The organism is Cupriavidus sp. C1SS-2L (assembly GCF_057073735.1).
The window spans coordinates 209168-223654 of record NZ_CP172708.1; the positions used below are offsets into that span (position 1 = coordinate 209168).

Consider the following 14487-nt stretch of genomic DNA (forward strand, 5'->3'; position numbering starts at 1 on the left):
CGGTGTGAAGCGTTTGTGTGCCCGCTGTGAAGTGCGTGCCGGCTGGGTCAGGACGCGGCCGGCAGCGTGAGCGTGGCAAGCGCGCCACCACCGTCGCGATTGTGAATGGTGATGTCGCCGTGATGCAGCGTCGCGACCTCGCGCACGAAGCAGAGGCCGAGGCCCGTGCTCTTGTCCCGGCCGTCCGGGCGGGGCAGCGAATAGAAGCGTTCGAACAGGCGCGGCAGCGCGTAGTCAGGGATGCCAGGACCATCGTCGGCAACTTGTATGGCGATTTGGCCGGCCGGCGCGCCGGTTACATCTATCAGCACCGTGCTGCCGGCTGGCGCGAAATCGAGCGCGTTTTCGAGCAGGTTGGTGACGGCCTGCCGCAGCATGAAGGGATCGCCCAGCACGGCCAGTGCAGGTTCGGCGTCCGGTGCGAGGGCAAACGTCACGCCGCGCTGGCGCGCACGCGGTTCGAGCTCATCGACGAGTGCCTGCAGCAATGGCAACAGCGCGACGCGCTCGGCATGGTCCAGCCGCTGCCGCTGTTCCACCGCGGCCAGCGCCAGCAGCTTGCGGATCATCTGGGCCAGGCGCTGGGACTGGCCGCGGATATTCGCGACAAAGCGCTGACGGTCCGCCGGTGGCATGTCTTCCTGCAGCAGCTCCGCCGCGCCGCTGATCGCCGCCAGCGGGCTCTTCATCTCGTGCGTGAGCGTGTGGATGTAGTGCTCGACATACTGCTTGCCTTCGAGCCGCAGCCGCATGGTTTCCACCGCGCGCCCCAGTTCGGCCAGCTCGCTCGCGCCGTGCAGCGGCATTTCCGCGCGCTCGCCGGCTGCCACGGTGCGCGCGTAGCGCTGCAGCCGGCGCAGCCCGAACACCAGCCACAGCGTGCAGACCAGGCCAACCGCGAACGCGACGCCCATCAGCAGCAGACCGTACAGCAGGATCTTGCGCTGGCTGCGCTCGATGAACGGCGCCATCGCGAGATTCGGCTTGGCGACGGTCAGCACGCCGATGGTCTGGCCATTGTCGGGATCGCGAATCGGCGCGGCGACGTGCATGACCGTGCTGTTCTCGTCATCGGGATTGGCGCGCGTGCTGCGCGCGCCGTACTTGCCCTGCAGCGTCAGGTAGACGTCGTTCCAGCGCGAATAGTCGGCGCCGACCGCGCTGCCGCTGGTGTCGAAACGGACGATGCCATGCGTGTCGGTGACGTAGATGCGGTAGCCGACCGACTGCTTGCGCAGGCCCCAGACGCTTGCATCGACGGGCGTGTCCTGCAGCCGCGCCAGCCGCTGGGCGAAGGCGCCTTCGTTGATCCGACCGTGCTTCATGTCGTCCGCCGCCAAGGCTGCCAGCACATTGGCGGTATCGACGAGCGTGTCCTCCATGGCCTGCCGGACGCCGGGCTTTACCTCCTGCACAAAGACGCGCAGCGTGAGGAAAGCGGCCAGCCCGACGATCACGAAGAAGCCGAAAAAGATGCGAAGCCCGATATGCATGTTCAGGCCCGGTCGACCGTCATGGTTCGATGGAGTAGCCCATGCCGCGGTGCGTGCGGATCGGGTCGCTGGCGGCATCGAGTGCGCGCAGCTTGGCGCGCACGGTCTTGATGTGGGTATCGACGGTGCGGTCGATCGTGTCCGGCGCGTCGTGCCAGACCTCGTCCATGAGCTGCGCGCGCGAATAGATGCGGCCAGGGTGGCGCAGCATCAGCGCGAGCATGCGGTACTCGTAGCGCGTGAGTTCGAGCCAGTGGCCGTGGAAGGCCACGCGTGCGCCGTCGTTGTCCACCGTGAATACGCTCTGGCTCGCGGGTTCCGCAACGGGCTGGCGCGCCGTGCGCCGCAGGATCACGCGCACGCGCGCGGCCAGCTCGCGCGGCGAGAAGGGCTTCACCACATAGTCGTCCGCGCCGATCTCCAGGCCGACCACGCGGTCGATCTCATCATGCCGCGCGGTCAGGAAGATGACCGGCACATCGGTGAACGTGCGCAGGGTACGGCAGACCTCGAAGCCGCTCAGGTCGGGCAGGCCGACATCAAGGATCACCAGGTCGAATGCCTGCGTGCGCAGCCGCTCCAGGGCATCGCCACCGAGCGCGCAGCGCTCCACGGCCATGCCGTCGGTGGACAGCGCATAGTCGATCGTGTCGGCAATGGCGGATTCATCTTCGATGACCAGGATGTTCGGCTTGTGCATGGCGATTCGGCGGCGCCGACGTGGCTTGCGGATGGCGGATGAACGCCCGATGCGGCGCGGTCGGCGGATTGCACTATAATAAGCCGTCGCGCCGATTTGATGACTGGCTTGCGGGCGCGCGGCAGCCGGATGGTCCCACGATCCTCCGTCTGCGAATATAAATGCGGCTAAAGAGGTTGGGTCGGCGCCCCCAGGCAGGATCGGGGTTCACGCCGGCACGCGGAACACCGCGAATGCCCGACTTGGCTGCGACGCTTCACACGCACTGCCGGTCGGGTTTTTTTATGCCTGCTTCGCGCGGGCCGATTCCATGACAGATGTCGCCTTGCCGCCTGCCGCGCTCACGCTGCCGAACGATTCCGTCGGCGTCGTCACGCCGCAGCGTATGCATTTCCAGGAGCCGCTGAAGCTGCGCAACGGCTCGTCGATCGCCGGGTACGACCTGATGGTCGAGACCTACGGCACGCTCAACGCCGACCGCTCCAATGCCGTGCTGGTCTGCCACGCGCTGAACGCGTCGCACCATGTGGCGGGCGTCTATGCGGACGATCCGCGCGACGTGGGCTGGTGGGACAACATGGTCGGTCCCGGCAAGCCGCTCGACACCAACCGCTTCTTCGTCATCGGCGTGAACAACCTGGGTTCGTGTTTCGGGTCCACGGGCCCGATGAGCACCAACCCTGCCACGGGCGAGCCTTATGGTGCGGCGTTTCCCGTGGTGACCGTCGAGGACTGGGTCAACGCACAGGCGCGGGTGGCGGATGTGTTCGGCATCACGCAGTTCGCCGCGGTGATGGGCGGCAGCCTGGGCGGCATGCAGGCGGTGGCCTGGAGCCTGATGTATCCGCAGCGGCTGCGCCACTGCATCGTGGTCGCATCGACCCCCAAGCTTTCGGCGCAGAACATTGCGTTCAACGAGGTCGCGCGCAGCTCGATCCTGTCGGACCCGGATTTTCACGGCGGCAACTACTACGCGCATGGCGTGAAGCCAAAGCGCGGCCTGCGCGTGGCCCGCATGATCGGCCATATCACTTACCTGTCGGACGAGGACATGGCCGAGAAATTCGGCCGCGAGCTGAAGACCGAGGACATCCGCTTCTCGTTCGATGTCGAGTTCCAGGTCGAGAGCTACCTGCGCTACCAGGGCGACAAGTTTGCCGAGTATTTCGACGCGAACACCTACCTGCTGATCACGCGCGCGCTCGACTATTTCGACCCGGCACTGGCCTATGGCGGCGACCTCACGCGCGCGATGGCGCAGACGCAGGCGAGCTTCCTCGTCGCGAGCTTTACCACCGACTGGCGCTTTGCGCCGAACCGCAGCCGCGAACTGGTCAAGGCGCTGCTCGACAACAAGCGCCCGGTCTCGTACGCCGAGATTGACGCCCCGCACGGCCACGATGCATTCCTGCTCGACGATCCGCGCTACCACAACCTGATGCGCGCTTACTACGACCGCATTGCAGAGGAGATCGGCGCATGAACGCCCTGGCCAATCCGAATATCCTCGCGCTGCGTCCGGACTTCCGCGCGATCGCTCGCTGGATCGAGCCTAATTCCACCGTGCTCGACCTCGGCTGCGGCGACGGCAGCCTGCTGCGCGTGCTGCAGGACGAGCTCGACGTGCAGGCCTATGGCATCGAGATCCAGGACGAAGGCGTGCTTGCGTGCGCGCAGAAAGGCGTGCATGTCATCCAGCAGAACCTGGAAGGCGGTCTTGCGCTGTTCGAGGACAAGAGCTTCGATACGGTAATCCTGTCGCAGACGCTGCAGACCATCCACAACACCGCTCAGGTGCTGCGCGACACGCTGCGCGTGGGGCGCGAGTGCATCGTCTCCTTCCCGAACTTCGGCTACTGGCCGCATCGGCTGTCGGTGTTCCGCGGCCGCATGCCGGTGTCGGAGTCGCTGCCGTACCAGTGGTACAACACGCCGAACGTGCGCGTGCTGACCATCAGCGATTTCGAGGCGCTGGCGCCCAAGGTGGGCCTGCGCATTGTCGACCGCGTGGTCATGCACGAAGGCATCACCGTGAACTGGGGCGTGAACTGGCGCGGCAGCCTCGCGGTGTACCGGGTCTGCTCGGCCTGAGCGACGCGCGAACGCCGGGCGGTCAGCGCTCGGCGGTCGTGGCCACCAGATAGTCGACGAACGCGCGCACCTTGGGCGCCACGTGCCGCGTCGGGGTGTACACGGCGTAGGCCGTACCGATGTACGGCTCCAGGATGTCCCAGTCGTCCAGCACCGTGACCAGCCGGCCGTCGGCGAGGCCCGCGGCTGCGGAGAAATCTGGCACGAGGCCTATACCGGCATCGCGCTCGACCATCGCGACGATGGCCATGCTGTTGTTGACTGTGAAGCGTGGCGGAATGCGCACGGTGACATCATCGCCCGAAGTCTTGTGCCGCAACGACCAACGCTCGCCGAACGCGCCATACCCAAGGTACACGCAGCGCGTGTGCGGCAGCTCTTCCGGGCTTGCTGGTGCGTCATGTAGCCGCAACCATCCCGGCGAGGCGACGAGCTGGTAGCGCACCGGGCGTAACGGCCGCGCCACCAGCCCAGGCGGCAGTTCGCGCGCGATGCGGATCGCGACGTCGAGTCCTTCCTCTACCAGATCGACCATGCGATCAACCAGCGTCAGCTGGAGTTCCAGGGCCGGATAGCGCTCCAGCAGCGCGGGAAGGCGGGGTGCCAGCCACGCCTGGCCGAATACGACCGACGCGCTGACGCGCAGTACGCCATGCGGCTCGCCGGTATGGTCGGTGCCAAGTGCGGTGACTTCGCGCGCGGCTGCCGACATGCGGGCGCTGGCCGCGTAGACGGCATGGCCAAGTTCAGTCAGCGCAAAAGCCCGTGTGGTCCTCTGCAGCAGGCTGGCACCAAGCGTGGCTTCGAGCCGCGATACATGCCGGCTGACCGCCGAAGGCGTCATGCCGAGATCCTGCGCGGCGGCGGAGAAGCTGCCGCATTCCACCACGCGCGCGAACACGGCCATGGCATTGAGTGGCGCAGCCTGCATCCGGGTCTCCCCATTCTTTGACTTAGAGTCAAATACTAATTGAGTTCTTGCGGGATTGTTGATCTCTGATCATGATGGAACAATGCACGCAAAGATTCTGCGGAGCACTTCATGGGCAATCAACAAGCAGGCACAGGCGGTACGTGGCGCATGGTCGCCGCGATGGCGTTGTCGGGCACCATCGGCTGGTTCGTCGTCACCAGCGGCCAGCCGACCATCGACGTGGTGTTCTTCCGCTGCTTGCTCGGCGGCGCGTCGCTGCTGAGCGTGCTGACGCTGCAGCGCGGCTGGGTGCGCATGGACAACGCGCGCATGGGCTGGCTCGCGCTGGGCGGCGTCACTCTGATCCTCAACTGGCTGTGCCTGTTTTCGGCCTATGCGTATAGCGGGATCTCGATCGCGACCGTGGTCTATCACACGCAGCCGTTCTTCCTGCTGATCCTGACTGCGGTGTTCCAGCGCGAGCCGTTTCCCTTCGGCCGGTTGCCATGGCTGCTGCTGGCATTTGCTGGCGTGATGCTGATCACGGGGCTGGAGCACGGCGCGCAGGGGACGGCGATGCTGGCTGGTATCGGGCTGGCCATGCTGGCGGCGCTGTTGTATGCGATCACCACCATGGCGACGCGGCGGCTGCAGGGCATTCCGCCGGGCCAGATCGCAGGGCTGCAGATGGTGATCGGCGTGCTGATGCTGGCACCGCTGGCGCATCCGGCAGTGGGCACCTTGACGGGGCAGGCATGGGGCGCGCTGCTCGCGCTCGGGTTGATCCACACGGGCGTGATGTACACGCTGCTGTATGGCGCGTTCCAGCGGCTGAGTGTGGTGTCGATCGCGACGCTGTCGTTCATCTACCCACTGGTCGCGATCGTCATTGATGTGGCGGTGTTCGATGTGGTGCTTGGGCCGCTGCAGCTCGCCGGCATGGCGTTGGTGCTGCTTGGCGTGATCGCGAACCAGCTCGGCTGGAGCGTGCCGCTGCGAACGCGTGCCCGAGGCTGACGCGGATATGCATTGACGCGAACCCTGACTACGGCTAATGTAGGCAGGGTAATCGAACGACCGTGCTATTTGCTATGACCACCGCGCCCCAGACTGTCAACGCCGCCACCGCCGCCGGCACGCTGCTTCATCCCTTCGACGATGCGCTTGTGCTCGAGCGCGCAGGCGAACACTGCTATCTGGGCCGTACTACGCCGGCCTACTGGAACATGATCGGGCCGTTTGGAGGCATCACGGCGGCCACACTGCTGCAGGCGGCCCTGCGGCATCCGGAGCGGCTTGGCGATCCGCTTGCGCTGACGGTCAACTTCGCCGGCCCGATTGCCGAAGGGCCGTTCGAGATCGAAGCGCGTCCGACGCGTACGAATCGCTCGACCCAGCACTGGCAGATCGCGTTGCGGCAGGGCGATGCGGTGGCGACCACGGCGACCGCGGTGTTTTCCGTGCGGCGCGAGACCTGGGCTTGCGGGGAAGCCTCGCGACCAGAGGCACCGCCCGCACACGAAGTTCCGCCGATGGCGGGTTTTGCGCCGGTGCGCTGGCTCAAGTCCTATGACATGCGTCCGTTCCGCGGCGCCAAGCCGACGACGGAGCCGGGCACGGAGCATCCTGACAGCCTCACTCAGTTCTGGCTGCGCGACGAACCGGCGCGCACACCAGACTTCGCTGCCGTGGCGGCGTGGTGCGACAGCTTCTATCCGCGCATCTTCCTCAAGCGCGCTGGCTTCGTGCCAGCGGGCACAGTGTCGCTGACCACCTATTTCCATGCCGATGCTGCCACGCTGGCCGCGCTCGGCGACAGCCACGTGCTGTGCAGCGCCCAGGCGCAGGTGTTCCGGCAGGGCTTTTTCGATCAAAGCGCGCAGGTCTGGAGCGCGGGTGGCGAGTTGCTCGCCACGTCGCACCAGATCGTCTACTACAAGGAATAAGGCTGCCGGCTACGCCGATCAGGCAATCGCTTCGCGCGCCTGGGCTTCGTAGCGATGGACGGTGTGGCGCATGGCCCAGAGCAGCAGCACGCCGGGCAATGCCACCAGCACCGTGCCCAGGTAGAAGGGCGCCCAGCCCCAGGCTTCGACCATATAGCCGGAGGTCGGTCCGACGTAGACGCGGCCCACCGACGCCAGCGCCGACAGCAGCGCGTACTGCGTGGCCGAGAATGAGCGGTTGCACAGCGTCATCAGCAGCGCGACGAACGCCGCCGTGCCCATGCCGCCGCAGAGGTTTTCGACCGCGATGGTGGCGCCCATCGACCACAGGTGCGGCGGCGTCACCGACAGGATCCAGTAGCCGAGGTTGGATATGGCCTGCAGCAGGCCGAACAGCATCAGGGAACGATACAGCCCGAGCCGCACCATCAGCGTGCCGCCGAACAGCGCGCCGACGATGGTCGCGGCCAGTCCGAGCGTCTTGTTGACGATGCCGACTTCGCCGGCGGAAAAGCCGACACCGCGGATCAGGAACGTCGTGGAGAGGCTGCCGGCGAACGCGTCGCCAAGCTTGTACAGCACGATCAGCAGCAACAGCCACCATGCGCCGGGGCGCGAGAAGAAGTCGCGCAGGGGGCCGACGATGGCTTCTTCGAGGGAGCGCGGCGCACGCGCGGGCACGTCGGGCTCGGGCGCCCACAGCAGCGTGACCATGCCGACGCCCATCAGCGCGGCCATCAGCAGGTACATCTGCGGCCAGCCCATCACGCGGTCTGCCAGCCAAAGCGCTAGACCGCCCGAGACCAGCATCGCCAGCCGGTAGCCGAGCACCTTGACGGCCGCGCCGGCGCCGCGTTCGGCCGGGCGCAGCACGTCGGTGCTGTAGGCATCGAACACGATGTCCTGCGAGGCCGACAGGAACGCCACGAGCGTAGCCAGCGCCGCCAGCGTCCACAGCGCTTCGCGCGGCGGGCAGAATGCCATCGCGCCAATGCCGATCACGAGCCCGATCTGCGTGACCAGCAGCCAGCCCTTGCGCCGGCCCATCAGCGGCGGCGTGTAGCGGTCCATCAGAGGCGCCCACAGGAATTTGAAGATGTAGGCCTGGCCCACCAGCGAGAAGAAGCCGATGGTTTTGATATCGAGCCCTTCGACCGTCATCCAGGCCTGCAGCGTGCCGGACGTGAGCGCCAGCGGCAGTCCTGAGGCGAAGCCCAGCGCCAGCATGGCGCCGATGCGGCGGTTTCGGAAGATGTCGAGATAGTCCTGGAAATTCATGGATGGCGTGGGCGGATGGCGCCGCGCGGCTGCGCAGGCGCCGTGTATTATTGCATCACCCGTTTGCCCCCTCTGTCCAAGACTGCTCCCGGCTTTCCCTACTGCCCCCAAGGAACCGAACATGTCCCGCCACCTGCCAGGTGTTCCGCGTCCTGTCCTGTCCCGCATGGCCTGTGCGTTGTCCATGGGCGCGGCGATGAGCATGGCGCCGTTGGCACTGGCCCAGCAGGATCCCGGACAGGAGGATGGCATCCGCTTGCAGCGTGGCGGATCGGCGGTGAAAAACATCGTACCGGTCGAGGTGATCGAGCAGCAGGCCGCGCAGGAGTACGAGCAGATCAAGCAAGAAGCGATCGCCAAGCATGCGCTCGCTGGCGACAGCAATGCGCAGCTGCAGCGCCTGCGTGCTATCGGCAAGCGGCTGCTGCCGGAGACCACGCGCTGGAACGAACGCGCGCGCCAGTGGCAGTGGGAAATCAACCTGATTGGCTCGAAGCAGGTCAATGCGTTCTGCATGCCGGGCGGCAAGATCGCGTTCTACACGGGCCTGCTCGAACAGCTCAAGCTGACCGACGATGAGATCGCCATGGCCATGGGCCACGAGATCGCACACGCGCTGCAGGAGCATGCGCGCGAGCGCGCGGCCAAGTCGGAGATTACCAACCTTGGCGCCAATGTCGTGTCGCAGCTGTTCGGCTTCGGCAACCTCGGCAATATGGCGCTGGGCACGGGCGCGCATCTGCTGACGCTGCGCTTTTCGCGTGCGGATGAAAGCGAGGCCGACCTGATCGGCATGGACATTGCCGCGCGCGCCGGCTACGACCCGCGCGCTGCCGTGACGCTGTGGCAGAAGATGGCCAAGGTCACGCAGTCGGGCGCGGATTTCCTGTCCACGCACCCGTCGGGGCGTACCCGAATTGCCGATCTCGAGAAGCACATGCCCGAGGTGCTGCCGCTCTACGCGCGCGCCATCAACACCACGGTGGACCGCCTGCCGCCGTATCGCGCCAATATGGCCAACCTTGGCGATGCACCCGTCGATGCCGGCGACGACGACCGGCAGCGGCCGCTCAAACGCTGATGATCCCGCAGAAAGTAAAAAAGCCGGCAATGCCGGCTTTTTTACTTGAGACCTTGAAACGCTCAGGCCTGCAGCCCGGTCGCCTCGTCGGCGCCGACATGCACGTTCATGCATTGCACTGCCGCGCCGGCCGCGCCCTTGCCCAGGTTGTCCAGGCGCGCGACCAGATTCAGGCGATCGGGCGTGCCGAACACGAACAGGTCGACACGGTTGGTGTCGTTGTTGGCCTGCACGTCGAGGAAACCATCGTCGAGGTTGTCGTCGCTGTTGTACGGCAGCACGCGCACGAACTGCTCGCCTTCATAGTGCTCGCGGTAGATGTCGACGATCTGCTCGGGGCTGACCTTGCGCGCGAGGCGGTCAGCATAGACCGGCACCGTCACGGCCAGGCCCTTGAAGAAGTTGCCGACGATCGGGTTGAAGATAGGCTCCGCCGCCAGGCCGGCCTGCACGCGCATTTCGGGCAGGTGCTTGTGCGCCAGGCCAAGCGCGTACGGGCGCGGGCTTTGCAGCTTCGGATTACCGCCGGCTTCGAAGTCGGCAATCATCTTCTTGCCGCCGCCGCTGTAGCCGGTCAGCGAGAACGCCGAGACCGGGTAGTCGCGCGGCAGCACGCCGGCATCGATCAGCGGACGCACCGCCAGCACGAAGGCGCTGGCATGGCAGCCCGGCACAGCGATGCGCTTGCTCGCGCGGATCTTTTCGCGCTGGCCGCGCACCAGTTCCGGCAGGCCATAGGCCCAGCTGTCTGACGTGCGGAACGCGGTGCTGGCGTCGATCACGCAGGTATTCGGGTTGGTCACCAGCGACACGGCCTCGCGCGAGGCCACGTCCGGCAGGCACAGGAAAGCGACGTCTGCGGCATTCAGGAAGCGTGCACGCTCGGCCGGGTCCTTGCGCTTGTCATCAGCAATGCGCAGCAATTCGACGTCGGAACGACCAGAGAGATAGTCAAGCAGCCGGAGACCGGTGGTGCCTTCCTGACCATCGACGAACACTTTGAAAACCATGGCGGACTCGCTCTAGAGATGCGGGGAATGCGAAACGTCCCTGCCGGGCGCAGGGGCGAACCTGCATTGTAACGGGGATGGGGGCGGGTCGCAGGGGTTTGTACCGATTGGATTCTTGTGATTTGGCAGGGTTAGTGGCTTGCTGGACCGCCCCCCGGAACTGCTAGAGGAAGTCAGGGCGGCATGACCGCCCTGACCCGTCACAGAGGATAGTTGTAATCGATCGACAGCGGCGCGTGGTCGCTGAACTTCTCATCCTTGTAGATCGAGCAGACATGCGCCGTTCCGGCAATCTTCGGCGTGGCCAGGTGGTAATCGATGCGCCACCCGACGTTCTTGGCATAGGCCTGGCCGCGGTTGCTCCACCATGTGTATTGCTCGGGGCGGGGATCCAGCTGGCGGAACACGTCCACGTAGCCGTGCATGTCGAACAACTGACCGATCCAGGCCCGTTCTTCCGGCAGGAAGCCCGAGTTCTTCAGGTTGCCCTTCCAGTTCTTGATATCGATTTCCTTGTGCGCGATGTTCACGTCGCCGCACAGCACGATCTCACGCCCACTGGCCTTCAGTTGCAACAGGTGAGGCAGGAACGCCTCCATGAAGCGGAACTTTGCCTGCTGGCGCTCCTCCGAGCTTGAGCCCGACGGAACATAGACCGAGATCACCGCGAGGTGCGGATACTGCACCTCCACGTAACGGCCTTCACTGTCGAACTCAGGGTTGCCAAAGCCCGTGATCACGCGCTCCGGCTTGTGGCGTGTGTAGAGGCCGACACCGCTGTATCCCTTCTTCTCGGCGTAGTGGAAGTAGCCGTGGTAGCCATGTGGCGCCAAGAACGCTTCGGTCATGTCGGCGGCCTGGGCCTTGAGTTCCTGCACGCAGACCATGTCCGCGTCCTGCTTGCCCATCCACTCGAAAAAGCCCTTCTTGGAAGCGGAGCGGATGCCGTTGAGGTTGGCGCTGATAATCCGTAACATGCGGGAAAATTTTTGAATTCAGAGAGAAGAGCATGACGCAGCAGACGACGACTTCGACCACGCAGCAGGCGGGCCAGCCGGATCTCAGCCAGACCTTTATCCGCTTCGCGCTGGACGCCGGCGTGCTGTCCTTTGGCGAATTCGTCACCAAGGCGGGCCGCAAGTCGCCGTACTTCTTCAATGCCGGCCTGTTCAACCAGGGCGCCATGCTCGGCCAGGTGGCGCAATTCTATGCGAAAACCCTGCTGGCCTCGGGCGTGCAGTTCGACGTGCTGTTCGGGCCGGCCTACAAGGGCATCACGCTCGCGTCTGCCACCGCAGTGGCGCTGGCGGGCATGGGACGTGACGTCGGCTTCGCCTATAACCGCAAGGAAGCCAAGGACCATGGCGAGGGCGGTACGCTGGTCGGGGCAAAGCTCCAGGGCAAGGTCGTCATCATCGACGATGTGATCTCCGCCGGCACTTCGGTGCGCGAATCGATGCAGCTGATCCGGGCGGCCGGCGCCGAACCGGCCGCCGTGCTGATCGCGCTGGACCGCATGGAAAAGAGCGGTACCGCCGACCAGATCGGCACCCATTCGGCCGTGCAGGACGTGCAGCGCGAATACGGCGTGCCCGTGATCGCCATTGCCAGCCTGAAGGATCTGCTGGCCTATCTGGACGCGTCCAACAATCCCTCGCTGTCGGCCTCGCGCGAGGCTGTGGCCGCCTATCGCCAGCGCTACGGCGTCTGACCGGCACTGTGGCGCGCGGCTGACCGGAGGTGGCTGCCGGCGTGCCGCGCCCAAGGCAGGATTCACCATCTGTGAAGGAGCAAGGCGTGGCGGGCAAAGAGCGACAGGAATCCCAGGAAACGGCGGCGCGGCGCGCAAAGCCAGTGCGCAAGCGCAAGGCGACTTCGGTAGACCCATGCGGGCCGGCGGAAGACCTGCCCAAGGGTCCTGAACCCGGTCGGCCGGCACACGAGGCCTATGCCGTGCGCGCGCTGGTGCTGCAGGGCGGCGGCGCGCTCGGCGCCTATCAGGCGGGCGTCTACCAGGGGCTCGCCGAAGGCGGCATCTATCCGAACTGGGTCGCGGGCATCTCGATCGGCGCGCTGAATGCGGCGATCATTGCCGGCAACCCGCCCGAGCGGCGCGTCGAGCAGCTACGCGCGTTCTGGGACTACATCTGCGCGCAGCCGTGGCTGCCGAGCCTGTCGCAGTCGTCGATGTTCGACAGCGCGGATACCTGGCCGGAGCCGTTGCGCGTCTGGTTCGACGGCATGCACGCGGCGCGCGCGATGTTCGAAGGCCAGCGCGGCTTCTTCATGCCGCGCAACTGGCTGGAACTGGTGACGCGCTACACCGACCCTACGCGAGCGAGCTACTACGACACCACGCCGCTCAAGGCCACGCTCGAACGCTTCGCCGACTTCGACCTGATCAACCGGCCCAAGGAAATGCGCGTGTCGGTCGGCGCGGTCAATATCCGCACTGGCAACTTCGCCTATTTCGACAACACGCGCGACACGCTGCGGCCCGAGCATTTCATGGCGTCGGGCGCGTTGCCGCCGGGCTTCCCGGCCGTGGAGATCGATGGCGAGTACTACTGGGACGGCGGCCTGGTGTCCAACACGCCGCTGGCCGAGGTGCTTACCGCGCAGCCGCGCCGCGACGCATTGATCTTTCAGGTCGACCTGTGGAGCGCGCGCGGCAAGCTGCCGCATGACTTGAGCGAGGTAGCCGAGCGCCAGAAGGATATCCAGTATTCCAGCCGCACCCGCACCATCACCGACTACATGCGCGAGCAGCAGAACTACCGCCGCATGCTCAGCGAAGTGATGGCGCTGGTGCCCGCGTCAAAGCGCGACAGCGACTGGTACCGCCGCGCCGCCGAGCATGCCTGTGATGCGCGCCGCAACGTGATTCAGCTTATCTACCGCGACAAGTCGTTCGAGAACAGCGCAAAGGACTACCAGTTTGGGCTCCTGGCCATGAACGAACACTGGTCCAGCGGTCTGGACGATATCCGCGACACGCTGCGCCACCCGCACTGGCTGGCCATGCCGAGCCCCGAACGCCCGTTCGTCACGCACGACGTGCATCGCGGCAACGGCGACCGCGAGTAATGCGGCGCTCGAGTCATGCGGCGCGCTACTCGACCTTGATCCCCGCCAGGTCGGCCCGCGCCGGCGGGTAGGCCGGCTTGAGCTGGCGGAATACCTCGGCGAGAATCTCGGCCACCATCAGGTTACGATGGGTCTTGGAATCGGCCGGCACGATGTACCACGGGCATTCCGGGGTGCTCGTGGCCGCAATGGCCGATTCATAGGCATCCATGTAAGCCTTCCAGTGCTTGCGCTCGGCCAGGTCGGTCGGGTCGAATTTCCAGTGCTTGTTCGGGTCGGCCAGGCGTGCTTCGAGGCGCGCCTTTTGTTCGTCCTTCGAGATATGCAGGAAGCACTTGACGATGGTGGTGCCGGTCTCGGTCAGCAGTGTCTCGAACGCGCGTATCTGCTTGTAGCGGCGCTCGCATTCCTGCGTATCGATCCAGTCGTGCACGCGCGTGATCAGCACGTCTTCGTAGTGGCTGCGGTTGAACAGCACGATCTCCCCAGCCCGGGGCACCTGCACGTGTACGCGCCACAGGTAGTCGCGCGCGAGTTCGTCGGGCGTGGGCGCCTTGAAGCTCACCACGCGGATGCCTAGCGGATCGAAGCTGCGGAACACCGAACGTACGGTGCCGTCCTTGCCGCTGGTGTCCATGCCTTGCAGGACGACGAGGATCTTGCGCCGGTGTTCGGCATAGAAGATGTCTTGCTGAGCGTCGAGGGCATCGCTCAGCCGCGTGATGCAAGCGAGATCGGTCTCTTTGTCGCCTTGCGACATGGGCTTGCTGCCCGGGTCGAAGCTGGCGAGGTTGAAGCGCTTGCCCGAGGTGATGCGGTAATCGTCCAGCGGCATGGGTGATCCATCGGTGCGTCCGGCGGCAGGGCACCGCGCGGAACGTTCGGGGA

Annotated in this window: 14 protein-coding genes; 7 read left to right on the forward strand and 7 right to left on the reverse strand. The window is 65.6% G+C overall.

The features are described from left to right. Nucleotides 1-47: 47 nt before the first annotated feature. Nucleotides 48-1493, reverse strand: a complete 1446-nt coding sequence (creC, locus tag ACIGJG_RS00935; RefSeq protein ID WP_011296374.1) for a two-component system sensor histidine kinase CreC — start codon at nucleotides 1491-1493, stop codon at nucleotides 48-50. Nucleotides 1494-1512: 19 nt separating this feature from the next. Then, nucleotides 1513-2193 (reverse strand): two-component system response regulator CreB, encoded by a 681-nt coding sequence (creB, locus tag ACIGJG_RS00940; protein WP_011296375.1) that lies wholly within the window; start codon nucleotides 2191-2193, stop codon nucleotides 1513-1515. Between the two features lie 310 nt (nucleotides 2194-2503). Here creB and metX point away from each other — a divergent pair, with 310 nt between their 5' ends. After that, on the forward strand, nucleotides 2504-3676 hold the full coding sequence (metX, locus tag ACIGJG_RS00945) for a homoserine O-succinyltransferase MetX (protein WP_011296376.1): 1173 nt from the start codon (nucleotides 2504-2506) through the stop codon (nucleotides 3674-3676). Beyond that, complete coding sequence (gene metW / locus ACIGJG_RS00950) at nucleotides 3673-4284, forward strand: methionine biosynthesis protein MetW (protein ID WP_011296377.1); 612 nt, start codon at nucleotides 3673-3675, stop codon at nucleotides 4282-4284. Before metX ends, metW begins: the two co-directional genes overlap by 4 nt. Before the next feature lie 22 nt (nucleotides 4285-4306). Here metW and ACIGJG_RS00955 read toward each other — a convergent pair whose 3' ends face one another. Then, on the reverse strand, nucleotides 4307-5215 hold the full coding sequence (locus ACIGJG_RS00955) for a LysR family transcriptional regulator (protein WP_483672662.1): 909 nt from the start codon (nucleotides 5213-5215) through the stop codon (nucleotides 4307-4309). A gap of 111 nt (nucleotides 5216-5326) precedes the next feature. Between ACIGJG_RS00955 and ACIGJG_RS00960 the strand changes: the two genes are divergently transcribed. After that, on the forward strand, nucleotides 5327-6214 hold the full coding sequence (locus ACIGJG_RS00960) for a DMT family transporter (protein WP_011296379.1): 888 nt from the start codon (nucleotides 5327-5329) through the stop codon (nucleotides 6212-6214). A gap of 74 nt (nucleotides 6215-6288) precedes the next feature. Beyond that, nucleotides 6289-7143, forward strand: a complete 855-nt coding sequence (locus ACIGJG_RS00965) for an acyl-CoA thioesterase (RefSeq protein ID WP_041679448.1) — start codon at nucleotides 6289-6291, stop codon at nucleotides 7141-7143. 18 nt (nucleotides 7144-7161) lie between these two features. Here the strand turns inward: ACIGJG_RS00965 and ACIGJG_RS00970 are convergent, their stop codons facing one another. Next, nucleotides 7162-8421 (reverse strand): muropeptide transporter, encoded by a 1260-nt coding sequence (locus ACIGJG_RS00970; protein WP_011296381.1) that lies wholly within the window; start codon nucleotides 8419-8421, stop codon nucleotides 7162-7164. A gap of 121 nt (nucleotides 8422-8542) precedes the next feature. On the opposite strand from ACIGJG_RS00970, the gene ACIGJG_RS00975 reads away from it, so the two are divergent. Continuing rightward, on the forward strand, nucleotides 8543-9502 hold the full coding sequence (locus ACIGJG_RS00975) for a M48 family metallopeptidase (RefSeq protein WP_220631219.1): 960 nt from the start codon (nucleotides 8543-8545) through the stop codon (nucleotides 9500-9502). A 62-nt stretch (nucleotides 9503-9564) separates the two neighbouring features. On the opposite strand, the gene argC is transcribed toward ACIGJG_RS00975, so the two are convergent. Both argC and ACIGJG_RS00985 read right to left on the reverse strand, forming a co-directional pair. Further along, nucleotides 9565-10512 (reverse strand): N-acetyl-gamma-glutamyl-phosphate reductase, encoded by a 948-nt coding sequence (gene argC / locus ACIGJG_RS00980; protein ID WP_011296383.1) that lies wholly within the window; start codon nucleotides 10510-10512, stop codon nucleotides 9565-9567. 200 nt (nucleotides 10513-10712) lie between these two features. Then, nucleotides 10713-11489, reverse strand: a complete 777-nt coding sequence (locus tag ACIGJG_RS00985; protein ID WP_011296384.1) for an exodeoxyribonuclease III — start codon at nucleotides 11487-11489, stop codon at nucleotides 10713-10715. 32 nt (nucleotides 11490-11521) lie between these two features. On the opposite strand from ACIGJG_RS00985, the gene pyrE reads away from it, so the two are divergent. Further along, nucleotides 11522-12223, forward strand: a complete 702-nt coding sequence (gene pyrE / locus ACIGJG_RS00990; RefSeq protein ID WP_011296385.1) for an orotate phosphoribosyltransferase — start codon at nucleotides 11522-11524, stop codon at nucleotides 12221-12223. Nucleotides 12224-12417: 194 nt separating this feature from the next. Further along, on the forward strand, nucleotides 12418-13599 hold the full coding sequence (locus ACIGJG_RS00995) for a patatin-like phospholipase family protein (protein WP_373460830.1): 1182 nt from the start codon (nucleotides 12418-12420) through the stop codon (nucleotides 13597-13599). 25 nt (nucleotides 13600-13624) lie between these two features. On the opposite strand, the gene ACIGJG_RS01000 is transcribed toward ACIGJG_RS00995, so the two are convergent. After that, complete coding sequence (locus ACIGJG_RS01000) at nucleotides 13625-14434, reverse strand: polyphosphate kinase 2 family protein (RefSeq protein WP_011296387.1); 810 nt, start codon at nucleotides 14432-14434, stop codon at nucleotides 13625-13627. Nucleotides 14435-14487: the final 53 nt, after the last annotated feature.

Excerpts from the sequence above, each read along its gene's own strand:
- metX (WP_011296376.1), top strand. The coding sequence starts at position 2,504 with ATGACAGATGTCGCCTTGCCGCCTGCCGCGCTCACGCTGCCGAACGAT.
- ACIGJG_RS00955 (WP_483672662.1), bottom strand. The coding sequence starts at position 5,215 with ATGCAGGCTGCGCCACTCAATGCCATGGCCGTGTTCGCGCGCGTGGTG.
- argC (WP_011296383.1), bottom strand. The coding sequence starts at position 10,512 with ATGGTTTTCAAAGTGTTCGTCGATGGTCAGGAAGGCACCACCGGTCTC.
- pyrE (WP_011296385.1), top strand. The coding sequence starts at position 11,522 with ATGACGCAGCAGACGACGACTTCGACCACGCAGCAGGCGGGCCAGCCG.
- ACIGJG_RS00970 (WP_011296381.1), bottom strand. The coding sequence starts at position 8,421 with ATGAATTTCCAGGACTATCTCGACATCTTCCGAAACCGCCGCATCGGC.
- metW (WP_011296377.1), top strand. The coding sequence starts at position 3,673 with ATGAACGCCCTGGCCAATCCGAATATCCTCGCGCTGCGTCCGGACTTC.
- ACIGJG_RS00965 (WP_041679448.1), top strand. The coding sequence starts at position 6,289 with ATGACCACCGCGCCCCAGACTGTCAACGCCGCCACCGCCGCCGGCACG.
- ACIGJG_RS00985 (WP_011296384.1), bottom strand. The coding sequence starts at position 11,489 with ATGTTACGGATTATCAGCGCCAACCTCAACGGCATCCGCTCCGCTTCC.
- ACIGJG_RS00975 (WP_220631219.1), top strand. The coding sequence starts at position 8,543 with ATGTCCCGCCACCTGCCAGGTGTTCCGCGTCCTGTCCTGTCCCGCATG.
- creB (WP_011296375.1), bottom strand. The coding sequence starts at position 2,193 with ATGCACAAGCCGAACATCCTGGTCATCGAAGATGAATCCGCCATTGCC.
- ACIGJG_RS01000 (WP_011296387.1), bottom strand. The coding sequence starts at position 14,434 with ATGCCGCTGGACGATTACCGCATCACCTCGGGCAAGCGCTTCAACCTC.
- ACIGJG_RS00960 (WP_011296379.1), top strand. The coding sequence starts at position 5,327 with ATGGGCAATCAACAAGCAGGCACAGGCGGTACGTGGCGCATGGTCGCC.
- creC (WP_011296374.1), bottom strand. The coding sequence starts at position 1,493 with ATGCATATCGGGCTTCGCATCTTTTTCGGCTTCTTCGTGATCGTCGGG.